Below are 16,126 nucleotides of genomic sequence, written 5' to 3' on the forward strand. Positions count from 1 at the left end.
CGGGCAATCAGATCAAGGGAGTTGAGCGGTCGGGCCCGGTCGTTCCAGCTCGCACAGCTTCGCGAGATCGGGGCCGCAGGCGACGAGGAGGTAGAACGGCCGGGCGGCTTCGGCGGCGTCCCGGAGGGAGTCGAAGCCCCGGTCCAGGGCGTGGAAGTCCGCGTCCGCCTCCGTGCTGCCCCACAGGCCGGTCAGCAGCCGCATGATCGGGGCCGGTGACAGCTGGGCGCAGGAGTACGCGGGATCCCGGCGGGTCCGCTCCACCTCCACCTCGTACGACGCCTGGGCGATCTCCGCCGCGTACGCGAATCCCGGGGTCTGCTGGAAGCGGTCGAGGAGCGGCCCGTCCGGGAGGACGCCGGGGGCGGTGCGGAAGCTGCGGGTGAGGAACCGCTCCAGCTTCTCCTGCCGGGTGCTGCGGGTCAGCTCGTCCGGGGCGAGCCAGCGGTCCAGGAAGCCGAGGTCGCCGGGCCGGTCGCCGTCGAGGCGGTAGACGCCCCGGTGCACGCCGTGCGCGAGCGCGGTCGCCGCCGGGTCCTCTGCCGCGGCGGACGGCCCGCACGACCCGGCGCACTCCCGGGCGATCCAGCGCAGCCGCTCCCGTCGCAGGAGGGCGGGGTAGTCGGCCGCGAACAGCTGCAGCACCCGCAGGGCCTCCAGGTCGCCCGGGCCGGAGGCGGAGGCGGCCGTGTCCCCGGGGCGGTGGGGCCGCCTGGCGGCGAGCTCCCAGGTGACGAGGTGCGTGGTGCGGTTCACCTGTGGGCGCGGGAGCGTCGGCGCCGGTTCGCGCATGAGGTCGATCAGCCTGAGCGCGTCGGCCCGTTTGACGTCCACGGCGTGGCGCGCGCAGTACGCGCCGAGCCCGGCGAGGTCCTGGCGCGACATGCCGACGCGGTCGGCCAGTTCGGGCAGCATCCGGTAGTCGCGGCGCGCGTACGGGACGGCTGCGAGGGCCTTGACGATCAGCTGTGCTCCCGCGCCGTCGCACACCCCCTCGCGCACCGCCGCCGCCAGCGTCGCCCGCATGTTGACCAGCGGCTCGGACATCGCCCGGTAGCCGCTCTCGGGCGGACCGTGCCGCAGGGCCACCTCGTCGTCGGCGTCGATGCGCCCCGCGCGGTAGTCCTCGTAGACGTCCCCCACGCCCCGCATCCCGTACGCGTCGAGTTCGGCGGCCCGCAGCGCGCCCATGCTGGAGGAGCCGAGCACCCGTACCCCGCGTGCCATGACGGCGAGGATCTCCTTGTGCCGCACCGGCCGTTGCTGGTGGAAGTAGCCGTCGACGATCCCGACGACGTCCCCTTCCCGCAAGGGCAGCCGGAGCAGGTCCTCGGCGGCGACGGGCGGCAGGATCCGGATCCCCGGAAGGCCGGTGACGTCCGGGAGGGTGGGGCCGAGGAACAGGTGGAGCTGCGTCATGGCGGTCTCGCTCACAGGGGGAAGGTCAGGCCGGGGCAGAGGACATGGACCACGGGAATCCCCAGGTCCGCACGGGTGTGGTCGACGACGAGCGGGGAGCGGCCGGTGGCGTCGAGGACTCTCGCGCAGAGCTCGTCGATCTCTTGGCGCAGGTCGACGACGGCGCGCGACTCGACCTTCTCGAAGTCGACGAGCGCCATGTGCTCACCGGGCCCGGCGGCGGGTTCGACCACCGTCGGCCCGCCGGGTCCCGCCATGGCGCGCCGGATGTCCCGGTACTCGTGCTCCTGGAGGTCGTCGCGTGATCCGGCGATGTAGGAGACGCGTACCTGCGCGGCTTCGGTGAGGGCCCGGCACAGTGCGACGTCCCGGTCCAGATGGCAGCCGAAGCCGTTGCGGGGCGAGGGGAAGCTCTCGTTCCAGACCGTGGCGCTGAAGGCGGGGACGCCCAGCGGCGAGGGCAGGGCGCCGATGACCACCTTCACCCCCGCCGCGCGGTACCGGTCGAGCAGGTCGCGGCTGTGGCCGTGCACCGTTTCGGGGTCCACGACCGACCAGGGGTCCGTTCCGAGCCGGGCCAGGGTGTCCCGCTCGATCACTTCGTACAGGGCGTGCAGGGTCGCCTCGTCCCGGGTGTTGCCGCTCGCCAGCCCGTTGGTGGTGCCCCGGAACACCGGCGGCTGCCAGCGGTCGGCGACCCGCAGGTCGATGGTGAGGCTGTCCAGCGGTACGAACGTGTCCGCCCCGTCGCTCAGCCGCCGCGCCCGGCGCAGGGCGACGCGGCTCGTGGGATCGAGGCAGTGGCGCGGGTGCAGGGTGAGCTCGTCCAGCCGGTAGCCCAGCTCGGGGGAGACCTCCCGCGCGGTCGCCACCCGGTCGGGGCGCACATCGAGGTGCTCGCCGTGCCAGCGTTCGATCGCCTCCATCGCGCCGGAGACCTTCGCCGATATCCGGTCGAGCCCTTTTCCCTGATAGACCGAGAGATAACGGCCGTTGGGGCGGATCGCCTGGTACACCGGTATGCCGATGTCGTCCAGCCAGGTGATGTCGGCGACACGGGTGATGCCGAAGGCGGGGAGCAGCGGGGCGATCCGCTCCCAGGTCCGCTCCGGCGGGCATACGCGGTGCGTGCCCGTGAAATAGCTCTTCTGCCCGTTCATGGATGGGTTCCTGACTCCTGTTGCTCCTCGGCGCTCCTCCGACTCCGCCTCCCCGGTACGGGGGTCCGCCCGGGCCCGGCGACGACCGGGCATGGCGGACCCCGCACCGGATCGGATCGCGCCGCGTCAGATGGCGGTCGACGAGGTGGTGACCGTCGTCAGCGTGATGGTGGTGGGGATCGCGTTGTTCTCGGTCTCGGCCTTGGCGTCCATGGCCTGCAGCTTGAGGATTTCCATGAGCGTTCTCCTGTTCAGACGGCGGTGCTGGTGGGAGGGGTGGTGGTGATGGTCACGCCGAGGACGACGGCGGGGTCCTCCTCGGTCTCGGCCTTGGCGTCCATGGCCTGGAGCTTGAGGATTTCCACGGAATTCCTTCCTTTCCGCTGTGGTTCACAGCCGCGGTTCAGATGATGGTGGAGATGGTCGTCACGGTGACGACGGTGCTCACGCCGGTACCGGCCGCGTAGCTCTCCTCGGTCTCGGCCTTGGCGTCCATGGCCTGGAGCTTGAGGATTTCCACGGCGTTCCCCCTGTTCGGATCGGTGGGACGGATCAGATGATGGTGACGACGGTCGTGACCGTGACGGCGCTGGTCGTGTGATGGACGGCAGCATGGTCTTCGTCGACGTCGACCGCTGCCTCCAGGGCCTGGAGCTTGAGGATCTCCATCAGCTGGTACCTCCTTTCGGATGTGGCGGGGTGGCCCGGGACGCGGATCGGCCCGGGAAGCCTCGATGGGGGGCGGGCGGCCTCAGCCGGCGAGCAGCGGGGCCAGCAGGTCCACACCCAGGCGGGAGCTCTCCAGGGAGAGGAGGACGCCCGCGCTGCCGCTCGCGAAGTCCATGGACAGGCGCATGAGGTTGTCGCCGGGGAAGGCGGCGCCGTCGTGGCAGGGAACGGCATAGCGCCACAGGTCGCCGGTCCGCTCGGTGACGGCGTCGCGGTCGGCGGGGTCGTTCAGGCGGGCCAGGGTGTAGGTCTGGCCCGCCAGCCCGTTGAGGAACCCGGGTGCGATCGCCAGTGGGGTCCGCGCGGCGGCACGGCACCGGTCGAGCGCTGCGGCGAGTTCGTCGTCGTGGCGGTGGGTGAGAAAGGCGCGCAGCGCGCGGGCGGTGCCGCAGGCGCCCGTGGCGAAGGAGACGGACCCCGGGGTGCCGTCCGCCGCCAGGAGCCCGGCGTTGTGTACGTCGGAGCGCAGGGCCCGGGCCGCGAGGTCGAGCAGGTGCGCCTCGCCCGTGACCCCGTACAGGCTGGTCAGGAAGAGGGCGGCGCCCGCGCTTCCGGCGGTCGGGCCGGACCCTTGGGGGAGGCGGTCGGTGAGGTCGGCGGCGACGGAGGCGGCGATGTCCCGTGCGGCGTCGAGGTGTCCGGGCTCCCCGCGGCGGGTGTGGAAGCCGATCAGGGAGAGCCCGGCGCCGGGCAGCCCCGTCAACAGGCCGAGCCCGTGCGGCCGTTGGCGGACGGCCCGGGCGAGGAGCGCGTCGGCGGCGTCGTGGTGGCCGAGGAGGTCGAGGACGGTGGCGGTGCCGTGCAGCCCGTCGAACAGGCCGCTGGTGCCGGCGCGCGGGGGCCGCTCGACGGCCCGCAGGAGCCAGTCGGTCCACGCGCCGTCGACGGGTTGGCCGGTGGCGTGCAGGGCGTAGAGGACGCCCGCGGCGCCGTACTGGACGCCGGTGCCGCCGCCGGGCGCGGTGCTGCCGGGTGAGCCGGGGAAGAGCCGGTCGTCGCGGTCCGGCGTCGCCGACGCGGCGATGGCGGTGGCGATCAGCCGTGCGCGGTCCTCGGGCGGCACGTCGGCGAGCGGGTGCGGCCGTGCCTCGTGGCCGCGGGCCCTGGCCAGATGCCGTGCGGCCCGGTGCGCGTAGCCGTCTGGCAGGGGGAAGTGCCGGTGGGCCCATGCGGCGAGTTGCGCGGGCTTGTCCGCGTCCAGCGGGCACAGGGCGAGCAGCGGCGCGAACAGGTTCAGCTTCAGCGCGTTCAGGGCGTGGGTGTCGACGTCGGTTCCGCGGGTGTGCCGCGGCGCGGCGAACCCCGCCGCGCCGTGCAGCCCCGTACGGGCCTCTCCCCTGCGGTACGCGGCCTCGGCGTCGATCAGCGTGATGCGGCCGTCGGGGCGCACGAGGACGTTGTTGCTGTGGACGTCACCGAAGACGTACCCCCGGGTGTGGACCGCGGCCAGTGCCCGCTCGACCTGTCCGGCGATGTCCAGCGCCCATGCGGTGTGGGCCCGCAGGTCCTCGGCGGCGGCGTCGGGCCTGCGCAGCGGGTGGCGGGAGAGGACGGCTTCGGTCAGGGTCTGGCCCTCCACGTACTCCTGGGCCAGGAAGTGGTGCTCCCACAGCACGTGGTAGCCGTACACCCGGGGCACGACGCCGGTGGGGGCGAGGGCGGCGAGCACGTCGTGTTCGCGCCGCAGCCGGGTGACGGCGTCCTCGCCCAGCCCGTCGGTGCCGGCGAGCGGGCGCGCCTCCTTCAGCACCACCTTGTCCCCGGTGGCGGGATCGGTGGCCAGGTACACACCGCCGCCGTTGGAGAACTGCAGCGGTTCCACGTCCGTGTACGGCATGTCCACATGGGTGGTCCGGGCGAACTCCTTGATGCGCTCGGAGACGAACACCGGCACGTCGACCCAGTCGGGTATCTCGAAGGCGGCGGTGCGCCGGTCGGGCACGAGCGTGCCGTCGGGCGCGGCGATCGCCATGACGGGCCTGCCGTCCCCGCCGGTGGTCCACCGCTCGGCGAACCCTCCGTACCGCAGGAAGACGGGGCTGGTGTCGTTCCAGCGCAGGTCCGACAGGACGTACGGGCCCTCGAACCCGTCCAGGGCCCGTGCCAGTTCGCCCAGCAGGTCCTTCAGGTCGGCCTCGTCGGTGGGGTACAGGGCCAGGAACTTGCCCGCCGAACCCCGGTGCGCGTACTTGGAGCCGAACGCGCCCAGCAGCGCGCGGCTGCGCAGGTACTTGAAGTCCGTCCGCCGTCCGGCACAGATCGCCGCGGTCAGGTCGAGGATCCGCTGGGCGTTGTCCGGCGTCGCCGAGACGTGCACCTTCCAGCCCTGGGCGGGCAGCGGCCTGCCGTAGGTGACCCGGGTCCAGACGTCGTGCCCCGTGGTGAGGCGGCCGTCGCCGGTCCCGGGCGCGGCCCACCGGCTCTCCGCGTCGCCGACGCGCTCGGGCGAGTCGTAGAACAGCGGGTGCGCGAGAGCGTGCAGATCGAATCCGGTGAGTCCCACAGGATGTGCTCCTTGCGGATGGCGGCGGCGGTGGCCGGGGCGGCGGAAGCAATCCTGCGCCGCGCGCACAAAAGGGAAAATCCGCGATTACCCGGTCCCGGTCGTCCGGTCCCGGGTTCGCGCCTCATGGAGGTGCCGGGTGCGTGGGCCGCGTGAGGCGCCGGGCGCGTACGCCGTGGGGGTGCCGGGCTTGCGGCTTCGTGGAGCGAACGGGGGCCCCGCGGGCGGGTGTTGGGCGCGTGAGGGCCGTGCTCCAGGCCGTTCCCTGACCAGGCGCCGCAGTGCTGCCCCATGCGCGGGCCGCGCGACGGGGCGGGTGGGGGCCGGGGCGCCGTCCGGGGAACCGGGGAGCCGGGGACCCGGGAGGTCTCGGGGCGGTGGTCACCCGGGCTGATGCTCACGGGCGGCCACGCCGGTGCCCGTGGGCCGGTGGTCATCGGGGCCGGTGCTCACGGGCGGCGGTCACGCGGGCTGATGCCCGAGGGATGCCCGCCACCCACCCCGCCCCTCAGAGCCGGTGGTCGTCCACCGCGTACGCGGACGTGTGGAGCGTCGCGTCCGGGGCCAGGCGGGCCAGGACCGGGCGGTTGGCGGCGTCCGTCGCCAGGGACGCCGCGCCGACCACGGCGCCGGGGACGGTGCTCCACTGCGGGGCGCGGCCGGTGCCGAGGGTGGCCAGGCTCGTACCGCCGTCGTTGTTGCGGGCGGCCAGCAGCACCCCGCCGGGTATGGAGTGCAGGGCGAGCGGGCCGTAGCCGCGGCTGCCCAGGTCGATGTGTTCGTCGCGCCACGCACCGCCGCCGGCCGGGAGGGCGCGCACGAGCAGACGGGCGGTCCTGGCCTCGCGGTAGGCGAGCAGGAGCGAACCGTCGGGCCGCGCCAGCGCGGTCGGCGGGTCGGCCGGGGCGGGCAGGCCGGTGGGGACGAGGACGAGCGGCCCGTTCGGACCCTGCTGCGCCCAGTGGTGCACGGTGAGGTGGCCGGCGCCGAAGACGTGCACGGCTCCCTTGGCGTCGGTGACGGCGCTCAGCCCTTCCTGGACCTCGCCGCCGCCCAGGTTCGTCCAGTCGCTCCAGGTGCCGTTGGGCGCCTGCTTGCGTACGGAGACGGCCTTGGCCCAGTTGCGTACGAACAGCCAGGTGGTGCCGTCGGCGCCGCGGGTCACGACGGGGCCGCCGACCCGGCGGCCGTGGTCGGGGTCGCGGTCGGGGGCGCCCAGCGAGGACCAGGCGCGGAACTGCGCGCCCTTGCGCGGCTGTTCCGTGGTGACGATCTCGCGGCGGTTGTTCCCCGGGCCGGGGCCGAGGGCGACGACGCGCTCGGCGAACAGCTGCCAGCGGCCGTCCTTCGTCAGCGAGGCCGTCAGCCCCGGCAGCAGTCCCGTGCCGGGCAGCAGCTTGGGGGCCGTCCACTGTCCGCTGCCGCGTGCGGTCTCCTGCCACATCGCGGCCTGCCCGCCGAGGACGGCGAACGCGGTGAGCCGCCCGTCGGGGGCCTGCCGCAGCTGCGGGGCGGCGGTCGGGTAGCGCAGCGAGGTGCGCTGGAGCCAGCCGGTGCCGTACGAGCGGTCGCGGCCGACGTCGTAGTCGCCGCAGCCGCCGAACAGCTTGGCGTCGCACCCCTTGGGCGAGCCCCCGTAGGCGTTGAGGACGTCGGCCTTGTGGCGGACCAGCTGCGCGGGCAGGGCCTGCGGCCAGCGCTCGTTGTAGTAGCCGCGGAAGGCGGTGACGGCGTGCGGGGCGCGGTAGCGCTGGAGCGCGGCGTAGGTGAACAGCGCCGTGGCCGTGTGGTCGGGGTGGTCGGAGTAGCCGCGCTGGTCGTGGTGGGCGCGGTGCTTGGCGTCGCGGATCTGCATGTCCGGGTCCGGGTCCATGGTGCGCACGAGCGTGGGCCGGTAGCTGTTCAGGAGGTACGTCAGCGCGTCTATCAGCCCGCCGCGGCTCACCTTGTGCGACGCCTGGACGGGGGAGCCGGTGCCGACCAGCGTCCGCGTGAGGATCCGGGGGTCGTTCCACAGCCGCTGAAGATCACGGTTGGCGGCCCGGCCGGGGAGCGCCGCGTGCTGGGCCACGCCGAGGAAGACGAGCCGTATGCCGGGGTGGTTGCTGAGGGCGTCCACCTCTACGGGCGTGCCGTCGGGCAGCGCGGTGGCCTGCCGCGTCCAGGGCGCCTTGGTGTCACCGGTCGCCATCAGCGCGTACGCCTGGCGCAGGCCCTGTCGGCGGGCACCGGCGTAGTCGGCGACATTGGGCTTGGGGGCCTTGCGGCCGGGAACCTTGTTGACGCCCTCGGCCTCGCCGCTGGTCACGTAGACGCTGACGAGCTGGTCGTTGGCGTCTATGGACTGCTGGAGCTCGGGGTTCATGAAGTACAGGTCGTCGTCCGGGTGGGCCACTATCTGCATGACCCGGACCCCGCTCGCACCGTCCTGGGCGGCCTGCACCGTGCCGCGCTTGTTGACCGGCGCGGCGGCGAGCGAGGACGGACCGGGAGTGCAGCCCGATATCGCGGCGGTCAGAGCGAGGAGACCGACGGCGAGGGCGCGGCGAGCGGGCAGTGGCGGCACGGGAGGTCTTTCACGGGTCGGCGGGCAGGCTTACGGGCGGTGCGCCGCCGCGCACGACTCCGGGACTTCCGGAGAGGCGCACATGGGCGGTGCGGCGGTCTGCCCGAGGCGCAGCACGGCGTGTCCCGGGCCGGCGGAGTACTGCTGGTCGAGCCGATCGGGTGGCGCTGGGTGCGAGCGACGTGGTGACGCTATAAAGCGCGCACGTAGGTGATCCATCGGCCATGTAACAGTTGTCCGGCTGCTGCCATGCGAAGTGGTTAAGGCGGGGGGTTGGGGGTGGTGTTGGGGGGTGGGGACGCGTGCGCGCCTCCGGGAACCCAAGCGAATACCGGACATAGTGGGTCACTTCGGGCGTGAGGTCTGACGGTGACGGCCGAGATGCTCCGGCGATCCGGGCGATCCGGGCGACCGCTCCCGAGCCTCCCCCTCTGCGCGGAGAGCGTCCCGGCGCGGGCCGCGAAGCGCCGCGCGCCGACCTGGACCCGGGCCGCCGGCCGGGCCGCGGTGCAGAGGTGCCGAAGGACGGGGCGCGCCCTCGGCGCCGCCGAACCGGCGCCGGACCGGAGTCACTGTTCCTTCTGGTGGGGGTGGACGGGCCACCGGCGGGCGGGTTTGGCGCAGGCGCGGGGGATGGTCTAGGCGCTGTTTCTTGGATCATGTTCGGAGCCAGATGGTGAGGGCTGCGAGGGTGATGGTGCCGAGGTAGATGTAGGCCCGTTTCTCGTAGCGTGTGGCGACGGCACGGAAGCCCTTGAGCCGGTTGATGGCACGTTCGACGGTGTTGCGTTTCTTGTAACGCTCGCTGTCGAAGCCGGTGGGACGGCCGCCCCGGGAGCCTCGGTTGTGCCGGTGACGCTGCTGGTCAAGACGTTCGGGGATGGTGTGGCGGATCCCGCGTCGTCGCAGGTAGCGGCGGTTCTTGCGGGAGGTGTAGGCCTTGTCCGCCAGGACACGGTCGGGCCGGGTGCGGGGTAGCCAACTCCGATACGGGGCACGGACAACCGCTCCAGCACACGCTCGAGTTGTGGGCCGTCACCGTAGTGACCAGGTGTCAGGACGAGACAGAGGGGCCGGCAGCGTCCGTCGGCGGCGAGGTGGACTTTGGTGGTGAAACCCCCGCGGGAACGTCCCAGGCACTCGCCGATCTGACCACCTCCTCCAGCCGGACGGCCAGTTTCCGAAGAACCGGATCGACCTGATTCGTCCCCGACGCGACCCCCTTTTGAGGAATCACAACGGGCGGCTCCTTCTTCGCACCGGCAGCATGCTGGTGAGCCCGCACCGTGGTGGAGTCCACCGACACGTCCCAGTCGATCCGCCCTTCGGCGTCCTCCGCAGCCTGCACCTTCGACAGCAGCATCGTCCACGTCCCATCCGCTGACCAGCGGCGATGACGTTTATAAACCGTCTCCCACGGCCCGAACCGCTCAGGCAGATCCCGCCACTGCACACCCGTCCGCACCCGGTACAACACCCCGTTGATCACCCGACGGTGATCACTCCACCGACCCCCACGAGCACCACCACGAGGCAAGAACGCCTCCAGCCGATCCCACTCCGCATTCGTCAGATCCCCACGACCCATACAGCCAGCGTGACCCCAACACCCCACACCTGTCAGGAGATCCAAGAAACAGCGCCTAGATTGGATCTTGTTGAGCTTGCAGTCGCCAACTGGGCAGCTGCGGGCCCGGCGTTGGTGGTCCAAGGAAAGGCGCCCCACTTCCTGTGGGGAGATGCAAGTGCAAGGCTTGCCCAGCGCTCTTTGACCGAGGGTCCTGGTCTCCGTACGGGAGACCAGGACCCTTTGTCGTTCCGGCGGTCGTCTTTCCGTGCGGACCTGTCGACCTGTCAGCTCTGCTGGAGTGGTGCGGACGCGTGCCGTACGGGCGCGGGGCGGTGTGCGCACCCGGGCCCGCGCGATACTCGGCTGCGAGCGAGCCGCCCCGCTCATAGGATCAACGTCCGGGGCGCCGACGCCGCGCCCCGCCGGCGGTCTGGCGCTCAGGTGGCACTCGGTCGGCACACAACGGACCGAGGACGCGTGGCGCGATGAGCAGCCGACTTTCCGCAATCTCCTTCGAGGCGCACCAGCCCGGGCGCCTGGCGGACTTCTGGTCCGGCGTCCTGGGCCTGGAGCGAGCCGACGACGCGCACGGCGGCATCGCCCTGCTGTCCGGGAACGACGCCGGATACCGCCTCCGCTTCCGTCCCTCCCAGAAGCAGAAGACCGCCCAGAACCGGCTGCACTTCGACCTGACCAGCTCCTCCCCGGAGGACCAGCGGGAGACCGTGGCCCGGGCGCTCGCACTGGGCGCGCACCACGCCGACGTCGGCCAGGGACCGGACGCCTCCCACGTGGTGCTCGCCGACCCCGAGGGCAACGAGTTCTGCGTCATCGAGCCGGGCAACGACTTCCTCGCGGGCTGCGGCCTCGCCGGAGCGCTGGCGTGCGACGGTTCGCAGGCCGTGGGCTACTTCTGGAGCGAGGCGCTGGGCTGGCCGCTGGTCTGGGACCAGGACGAGGAGACCGCCATCCAGTCGCCGGACGGCGGCACGAAGATCACGTGGGGCGGACCGCCGTGCATGCCGGACCCCGGCAAGGACCTGCACTTCGACCTCGTACCGGACGAAGACCAGGAGGCGGAGGTCGAGCGCCTGCTCGCGCTCGGGGCGAAGCGCCTCGGCCCCGAGCGCGACGGCGAGGGCGCGGTGACGCTGGCCGACCCCGATGGGAACGAGTTCCGGGTGCTCCGGCCGAACGGGTCCGGCGGCTGACGCGTACGGCGGGCTCCGGGCGGGCGGTGGGCGGAAGCCGCGGCGACGGGAGCAGCAGGGCCGAAGGCTGGGCGAGCGGTGCGAGGGCCCACCGCATATGCGGCACTGACGACCCATCAGGGCGCGCAAATGTACACCATATGGGTCAGCTAGGCTGGCACATGCCGCAACTTGTCGGTGCGGCACGACAGGACGAGCAGGGGGACTTGACCATGGCGATCGAGGTTTCCGTACCGGACGAGGACGCGCGCGTCGCGGGGCTGGTGGCGGCGCAGGAGAAGGCGATCGCGCTGTTCGCCGAGGTGGAGGCGCGTGGCCTGGTCGCGCCGGGGGTCGGGGAGCGGGAGGCGAGCGACCGCATCCGGGACCTGGCCAACGAGATGTTCGGCACCACCAAGCACTGGCACAAACGGATCATCCGCTCCGGCCCCAACACCCTCGTGCCGTACCGGGACAACCCGCCGGACCGGATCATCGCCGAGGACGACGTCGCCTTCGCCGACTTCGGCCCGATCTTCGAGGAGTACGAGGCGGACTTCGGCCGCACCTACGTCTTCGGCACCGACCCCGCCAAGCACCGGCTCCTGGCCGACCTGCCGCGCGTCTTCGCCGCGGGACGCGCCGCGTTCGCCGCCGATCCGCACATCACGGGCAAGCAACTGCACGCCGAGGTCGAGCGGCTGGCCACCGAGGCGGGCTGGGAGATCGGCATCTGGCACGCCGGGCACCTCGTGGGGGAGTTCCCGCACGAGACCAACGAGGGGGCCAAGGCCGAGTCGTACATCACCCCGGACAACGACAACCCACTGCGCCGCACCGACCGCAAGGGCCGGACCTGCCACTGGATCCTGGAACTCCACTTCGTGGACCGGGAGCGTGGGTTCGGCGGGTTTTACGAGCAGCTTCTCGATTTGGCGTGACGGGGGATGGTGGGGCGCTTCGGGGCGCATTGCGTCGTGCGAGGCGCCCCGAAGCGCCCCTATGGGGGGCGAAGCCGCCCGGCACCTGTGCTCAGGCGCCCAAGTGCTCAGGCGCGAGGCGGAGTGCGCCGACTTCAACGAGGCGGTACGCCACACGCTCGACCGGCTGCGCGCCGAACTCGCCCCGGAATGGCGGATCTACGACGAATACTTCCCCATCCAAGAGGACCCGGACCTCGACCGCTACCTGGCCGACCCCAAGCGATTCGTACGCATCTGATCGGACGCCCTCGCACGACAGCCCGCCCGACCGGCTTCGCGGGTGCCTCGTGTTCACGTACGTACGGGAGCCGTCGCGGACCAGAAGTCGTCGTGGATGCGGGGGCGGAGAGGGTATTGGCCCGGGCGTTCCGGGGTGTTGGGCTGGGTGGTGGGGGTCGCGACGGGGGTGCGGGTGAGGCACGGGGTGGTGGCGCCGAAGAAGAACTGGCCCTCCCCGCCGACCGACACCTCCAGGGAGAAGTGGTCCGGGGTCGACGCCACGACGGACGGGAACCGTTCGTGGGTGTTCACGTTCGTGATCGTGTAGCCGCGGCTCCGCCAGTCGCGCTCGACCATGCCGAGCAGACCGGCGCGGCGCGCCGGGGAGACCACGGTCTGGATCTGGATGCGGCGGTTCACGGTTCCGGTGCCCTTGGGAGCGTCGCCGTCGTCCTCGCACGAGGCATCGGTCGACGGCCCGTGCAGCCACCGCAGTTCGGGACTGATCGCCGCGAGGGTCCGCCCCAGGATCGTGTCCGCCTGGTCGGCGCCCTGCTGCATGTCCATGGCCGGTTGGTTCCTCTCGGGGGAGCGCGGGGTCGGGCTGCAACCGGTGGCGGCGGTGAGCAGCAGGAGCGCGGCGGCGACGCCGTGGTGGATCCTCATCGGGGGTCCTGGGTGCTGATGGCGTCGCCCTGGCCCGCGACGACGAGGGCGATGTTCCGGGCGGAAACCCTGTCCTTGTCCGGGGTGAAGTAGTGGGAGTGGGCGTCGAAGTCGACGGAGTGCCCGATGTCCAGGTCCTTGAGCTTGTCCGCGTCGATGATGAACGGGCCGTCACCCGTGGCGAACCGCCGGGCGCCGAACTCGTGGCTCGCCGGGTCGGTGCCGAAGTAGAGCTGGTCGGGGCCGCCGCCCACGGCCTCCCCGACCTGGTGTCCGAGCCGTGCGCCCTCGACGGGGCCGAGCGGGGTGCCGAGGCCGATGACGCTGCCGAGCACGGAGCCGCCCGATTCGGCCTTCGTGGGGAGCTGGGTCACGACGTCGTTCTTCGCGGCACCCACGTACACATGGTCCTTGCCGACGCCGAGGTCCGCGGCTGTCTTCGCCTCCGTCCCGGGGCTGCCGACCAGGACGATGTCGTCGGCGCCGGGGATGCCACCGCGCTGGGCGGCGAGACCGACGGTGAGGGAACCGTAGGAGTGGCCGATGGCGGTGATGTGCGGGTCACCCGCCTCGTGCGTGGCGGAGATCCCCGCCATGAACTGGTTGTACGCGGGCGCGCCCGCTTCGGCGTCACTGGTCGACGCGACGTCGATGCTCTGCGGTGCGTCATAGCCCAGCCAGACGATCGCCGCGCTGGAGGGGTCCAGTTCCCGCGCGCCCAGGGCCGTGTCACGCGCGCGGTTGACGGTGCCCTCCGCGAAGCCCTTGTCCAGCTTCGTGCCCAGGCCCGGGACGTAGGCGGAGACGTTGCGGGAGGTGTCCGGATCGCCGAATGCCACGATGGCGCGGCCGTTTCCCTGGTCGCCGATGCCGAGCAGGTACATCGGAGGGACGCCCGGCGCGGGCGCCGCCCGCAACTGCTCGTCGATCGACCGCAGCCCCGCCAGTTTCGCCCGTGCCTCCTCGCTGTCCACCCCCGACAGCTTGCCGATCAGCAGCCGCAGATTGTCCCGGTTGGCCTCGTCGCGAACCGTGGCCGGAATGCCGTCCAGGTTGCCGATGATGTCGGGGCACGCCGCCAGGTACTCGTCGCGCTGGGAAGGGGACAGGTGGGCCCACCAGTCGCGGCGGTCGGCCGGGGACGAGCCGGTCGGGATCGTGCTCTTCACGTACTCGCCGGACGCGTCACGTACCGCCGCCCGGTCCGCAGCCGCGTCCTTCCAGGTCGCGTCGGTGACGTCCAGGTCCGGCTCGGCCTTGAGGCGGCCCAGAACGGTGCTGAAGTGCTCGTCGGCCTCGTGGGCGGCCTGGAGGGCCCGCTGGATGCGTGTGGCGATCTCCTGGGCCTTGGCGTGGTGGGGGTTGGGAGCGATCAGGCCGGGCTGCGGGCCGCCGAGGGACGGCGGACCGGTGAGGAGCGGTGAGCCGCCCGTGACGCTTCCCCCGGCCAGCGGCTCATGGGTGATCAGGTTCTTCCCGGCTGCCGGATAGCTCACGGAGCCGTCCGCCGCGACCGTGAAGCCGAGACTCGCGGCGTCGTCCAAGGCGCTCTTCAACTGGCCCTGGAATCCGATCAGTTTGTGGACGAGCGAGCTCAGTGTCGTACGGACCAGTCCGCATTCCGTACGCATGTAGTCGTAGTTGCGGTCCAGCCGCCGCAGGCGGTCGACGGCGGCCGACGCGGCCACGCCCTTCTGCGTGGCTTCCAGGCCCCGGATCATCTCGTTGCTGATCCGGTCCCGGGCCGCGTCGGCCTGGGAGCTGACGGCGCCCCAGCCGTCGGCGGCGTTCAGAAGCTCGGCACACTTGAGGTCGTGCAGCTGCTGCCAGGTGAGCATCCCCGTCACCGCCCCTCGCCGGACGGCGCGGAGTACTGAGCGAGTGCCGACTTCACGCCCGCGTCCACTTCACCCTGCGCCCGCGCCGTCTCGCGCAGGGCAGGCTCCAACGACGCGCATTCGCGGTGAACAGCCGTCAGCCGCAGCTCCCACGAGGCGAGTACGGACGTGAGCGCGCCCATGCACGCGAGGCCCGCCGTGCCCGCCTCGGCACCGGCGTGGGCCGTGGTCAGGGTGTCCTTGGCCTTGGTGGTGTCCGTCTGGAGGCTGTGGACCGTGCCCGCCGCGTCCGACCACGGCTTGGCGCTGTGCTTCAGCTCGCCGTCGGCGGACCCGGAGCCCGCAGGCCCCACCGACGCCAGTGACATCGCCTCCGGCCGCTGCCCGGCCTGGTCCAGCAGCCGCTGCCAGCTCTGCGTGTACACGTACTCCCCCGTGGCCCGTGCGACCCTCTTGCGCCGCCCCGAGACGACGTTACGCGGGCGGGCGGGGGCGTGCGCAAGCGCAAACCGGGGGGTGGTGGGAAAAAGATCGTCTGCGCCTAACACCCTTGCCGGGGTGTACGCAAGAGTGATCGCGCTCAGGCGATGGTGTTCGCACTGCCGAGTTCCGGTGCGCGGCGTCTGAGGCCGACGCCCGAGGACGACTGGCGTGCCTGGTTCCTGGAGAACACCCGCAGCTTCCGGCGGACCCTGCTGCTGCGCCGCGACGGCGCCCGCCTCCACGCGGGCTCCACGCCGACCGCGGACCTCGACCGGCTCCGCCACAAGATGGCTTTCCTGGTCGATCGCGGTGTGCCCGAGCACGACGCCCGGATGGCGATGCTGGCGGCCGGCCGTTTTACGGTCGGCAGTGTCCTGGAGGAGCAGGCGGCCCCGGGGCCGGGCCCGGGCCTCGGTCCCGGCCCCGGTGACGGCTCGGACGTCCCGGCCGACATGCCGCTCATCGATCCGGAGGCCGCGTTCGAGGCGGGGCTCTCCCTCATCGTGGACGGTTTGAGCGCGCGTACGACGGTGTAGGAGTCGTGGTTTACGGGCGGGGGAGTGCGGGGGCGGATCGGGCGCCCCTCCCGCGCCCGTCCCGCAGCCACCCCACGCTCCCGACCTGCGTCCACCCCACGCACCCGGCGGCCCCAAACGTGTGCCCCCCCGACAACAGCCCCAACCGACGGTTGCGCAGGATGCAACGGCTGTTGCGGTGTGCGAATTCGCGTCCTAGATTCCTTGCGTGCGGCGCAACTACCGTGCGCCGTGGGGCAATTGATCGGACTGATCGGGAGGATT

11 protein-coding genes and 2 pseudogenes are annotated in these 16,126 nt (G+C 72.3%); 4 read left to right on the top strand and 9 right to left on the bottom strand.

The genetic code is table 11. The features are described from left to right. Positions 1-12: 12 nt before the first annotated feature. The 6 genes and pseudogenes from AB5J87_RS38715 to AB5J87_RS38740 form a co-directional block, all read right to left on the bottom strand. Positions 13-1,434, bottom strand: coding sequence for a TfuA-like protein (locus AB5J87_RS38715; RefSeq protein WP_369384015.1), 1,422 nt, complete (start codon positions 1,432-1,434; stop codon positions 13-15). Continuing rightward, the gene (locus AB5J87_RS38720; RefSeq protein WP_369384016.1) at positions 1,431-2,579 is read right to left on the bottom strand and encodes a YcaO-like family protein; all 1,149 of its coding nucleotides are present in this window, start codon (positions 2,577-2,579) and stop codon (positions 1,431-1,433) included. The genes AB5J87_RS38715 and AB5J87_RS38720 overlap by 4 nt, the downstream gene beginning before the upstream one ends. A gap of 126 nt (positions 2,580-2,705) precedes the next feature. Then, positions 2,706-2,816 (bottom strand): class III lanthipeptide, encoded by a 111-nt coding sequence (locus tag AB5J87_RS38725; RefSeq protein ID WP_369384017.1) that lies wholly within the window; start codon positions 2,814-2,816, stop codon positions 2,706-2,708. A gap of 514 nt (positions 2,817-3,330) precedes the next feature. After that, positions 3,331-5,811 carry a class III lanthionine synthetase LanKC gene (gene lanKC, locus AB5J87_RS38730; RefSeq protein ID WP_369384018.1) on the bottom strand — a complete coding sequence of 827 codons (2,481 nt, stop codon included), beginning with the start codon at positions 5,809-5,811 and terminating at the stop codon, positions 3,331-3,333. Between the two features lie 508 nt (positions 5,812-6,319). Further along, positions 6,320-8,377: a PIG-L family deacetylase gene (locus AB5J87_RS38735; RefSeq protein ID WP_369384019.1), complete on the bottom strand. Its 2,058-nt coding sequence runs from the start codon at positions 8,375-8,377 to the stop codon at positions 6,320-6,322. Between the two features lie 657 nt (positions 8,378-9,034). After that, a pseudogene (locus AB5J87_RS38740) lies at positions 9,035-9,965 on the bottom strand (IS5 family transposase). 467 nt (positions 9,966-10,432) lie between these two features. Between AB5J87_RS38740 and AB5J87_RS38745 the strand changes: the two are divergent. The 3 genes from AB5J87_RS38745 to AB5J87_RS38755 all read left to right on the top strand — a co-directional run bounded on the left by AB5J87_RS38745 (position 10,433) and on the right by AB5J87_RS38755 (position 12,358). Further along, a complete protein-coding gene (locus tag AB5J87_RS38745) occupies positions 10,433-11,158 on the top strand; it encodes a VOC family protein (RefSeq protein WP_369384020.1) in 726 nt (241 codons plus the stop codon). Positions 11,159-11,370: 212 nt separating this feature from the next. After that, positions 11,371-12,078, top strand: coding sequence for a M24 family metallopeptidase (locus AB5J87_RS38750; RefSeq protein ID WP_369384021.1), 708 nt, complete (start codon positions 11,371-11,373; stop codon positions 12,076-12,078). Between the two features lie 103 nt (positions 12,079-12,181). Further along, the gene (locus tag AB5J87_RS38755; protein ID WP_369384022.1) at positions 12,182-12,358 is read left to right on the top strand and encodes a hypothetical protein; all 177 of its coding nucleotides are present in this window, start codon (positions 12,182-12,184) and stop codon (positions 12,356-12,358) included. Positions 12,359-12,411: 53 nt separating this feature from the next. On the opposite strand, the gene AB5J87_RS38760 is transcribed toward AB5J87_RS38755, so the two are convergent. From AB5J87_RS38760 to AB5J87_RS38770, 3 genes are read right to left on the bottom strand one after another with little or no spacing between them, the layout of a single operon-like run. Next, complete coding sequence (locus AB5J87_RS38760; RefSeq protein WP_369384023.1) at positions 12,412-13,005, bottom strand: hypothetical protein; 594 nt, start codon at positions 13,003-13,005, stop codon at positions 12,412-12,414. Beyond that, a complete protein-coding gene (locus tag AB5J87_RS38765; protein WP_369384196.1) occupies positions 13,002-14,843 on the bottom strand; it encodes an alpha/beta hydrolase in 1,842 nt (613 codons plus the stop codon). The genes AB5J87_RS38760 and AB5J87_RS38765 overlap by 4 nt, the downstream gene beginning before the upstream one ends. Before the next feature lie 5 nt (positions 14,844-14,848). Then, complete coding sequence (locus AB5J87_RS38770; protein WP_369384024.1) at positions 14,849-15,268, bottom strand: amino acid ABC transporter permease; 420 nt, start codon at positions 15,266-15,268, stop codon at positions 14,849-14,851. A gap of 204 nt (positions 15,269-15,472) precedes the next feature. Between AB5J87_RS38770 and AB5J87_RS38775 the strand changes: the two are divergent. Next, positions 15,473-15,862: pseudogene (locus AB5J87_RS38775) on the top strand (TetR/AcrR family transcriptional regulator C-terminal domain-containing protein); the annotation flags it as partial. Between the last annotated feature and the right edge of the window lie 264 nt (positions 15,863-16,126).

It is taken from the genome of Streptomyces sp. cg36 (assembly GCF_041080675.1).
Classification (GTDB): domain Bacteria; phylum Actinomycetota; class Actinomycetes; order Streptomycetales; family Streptomycetaceae; genus Streptomyces.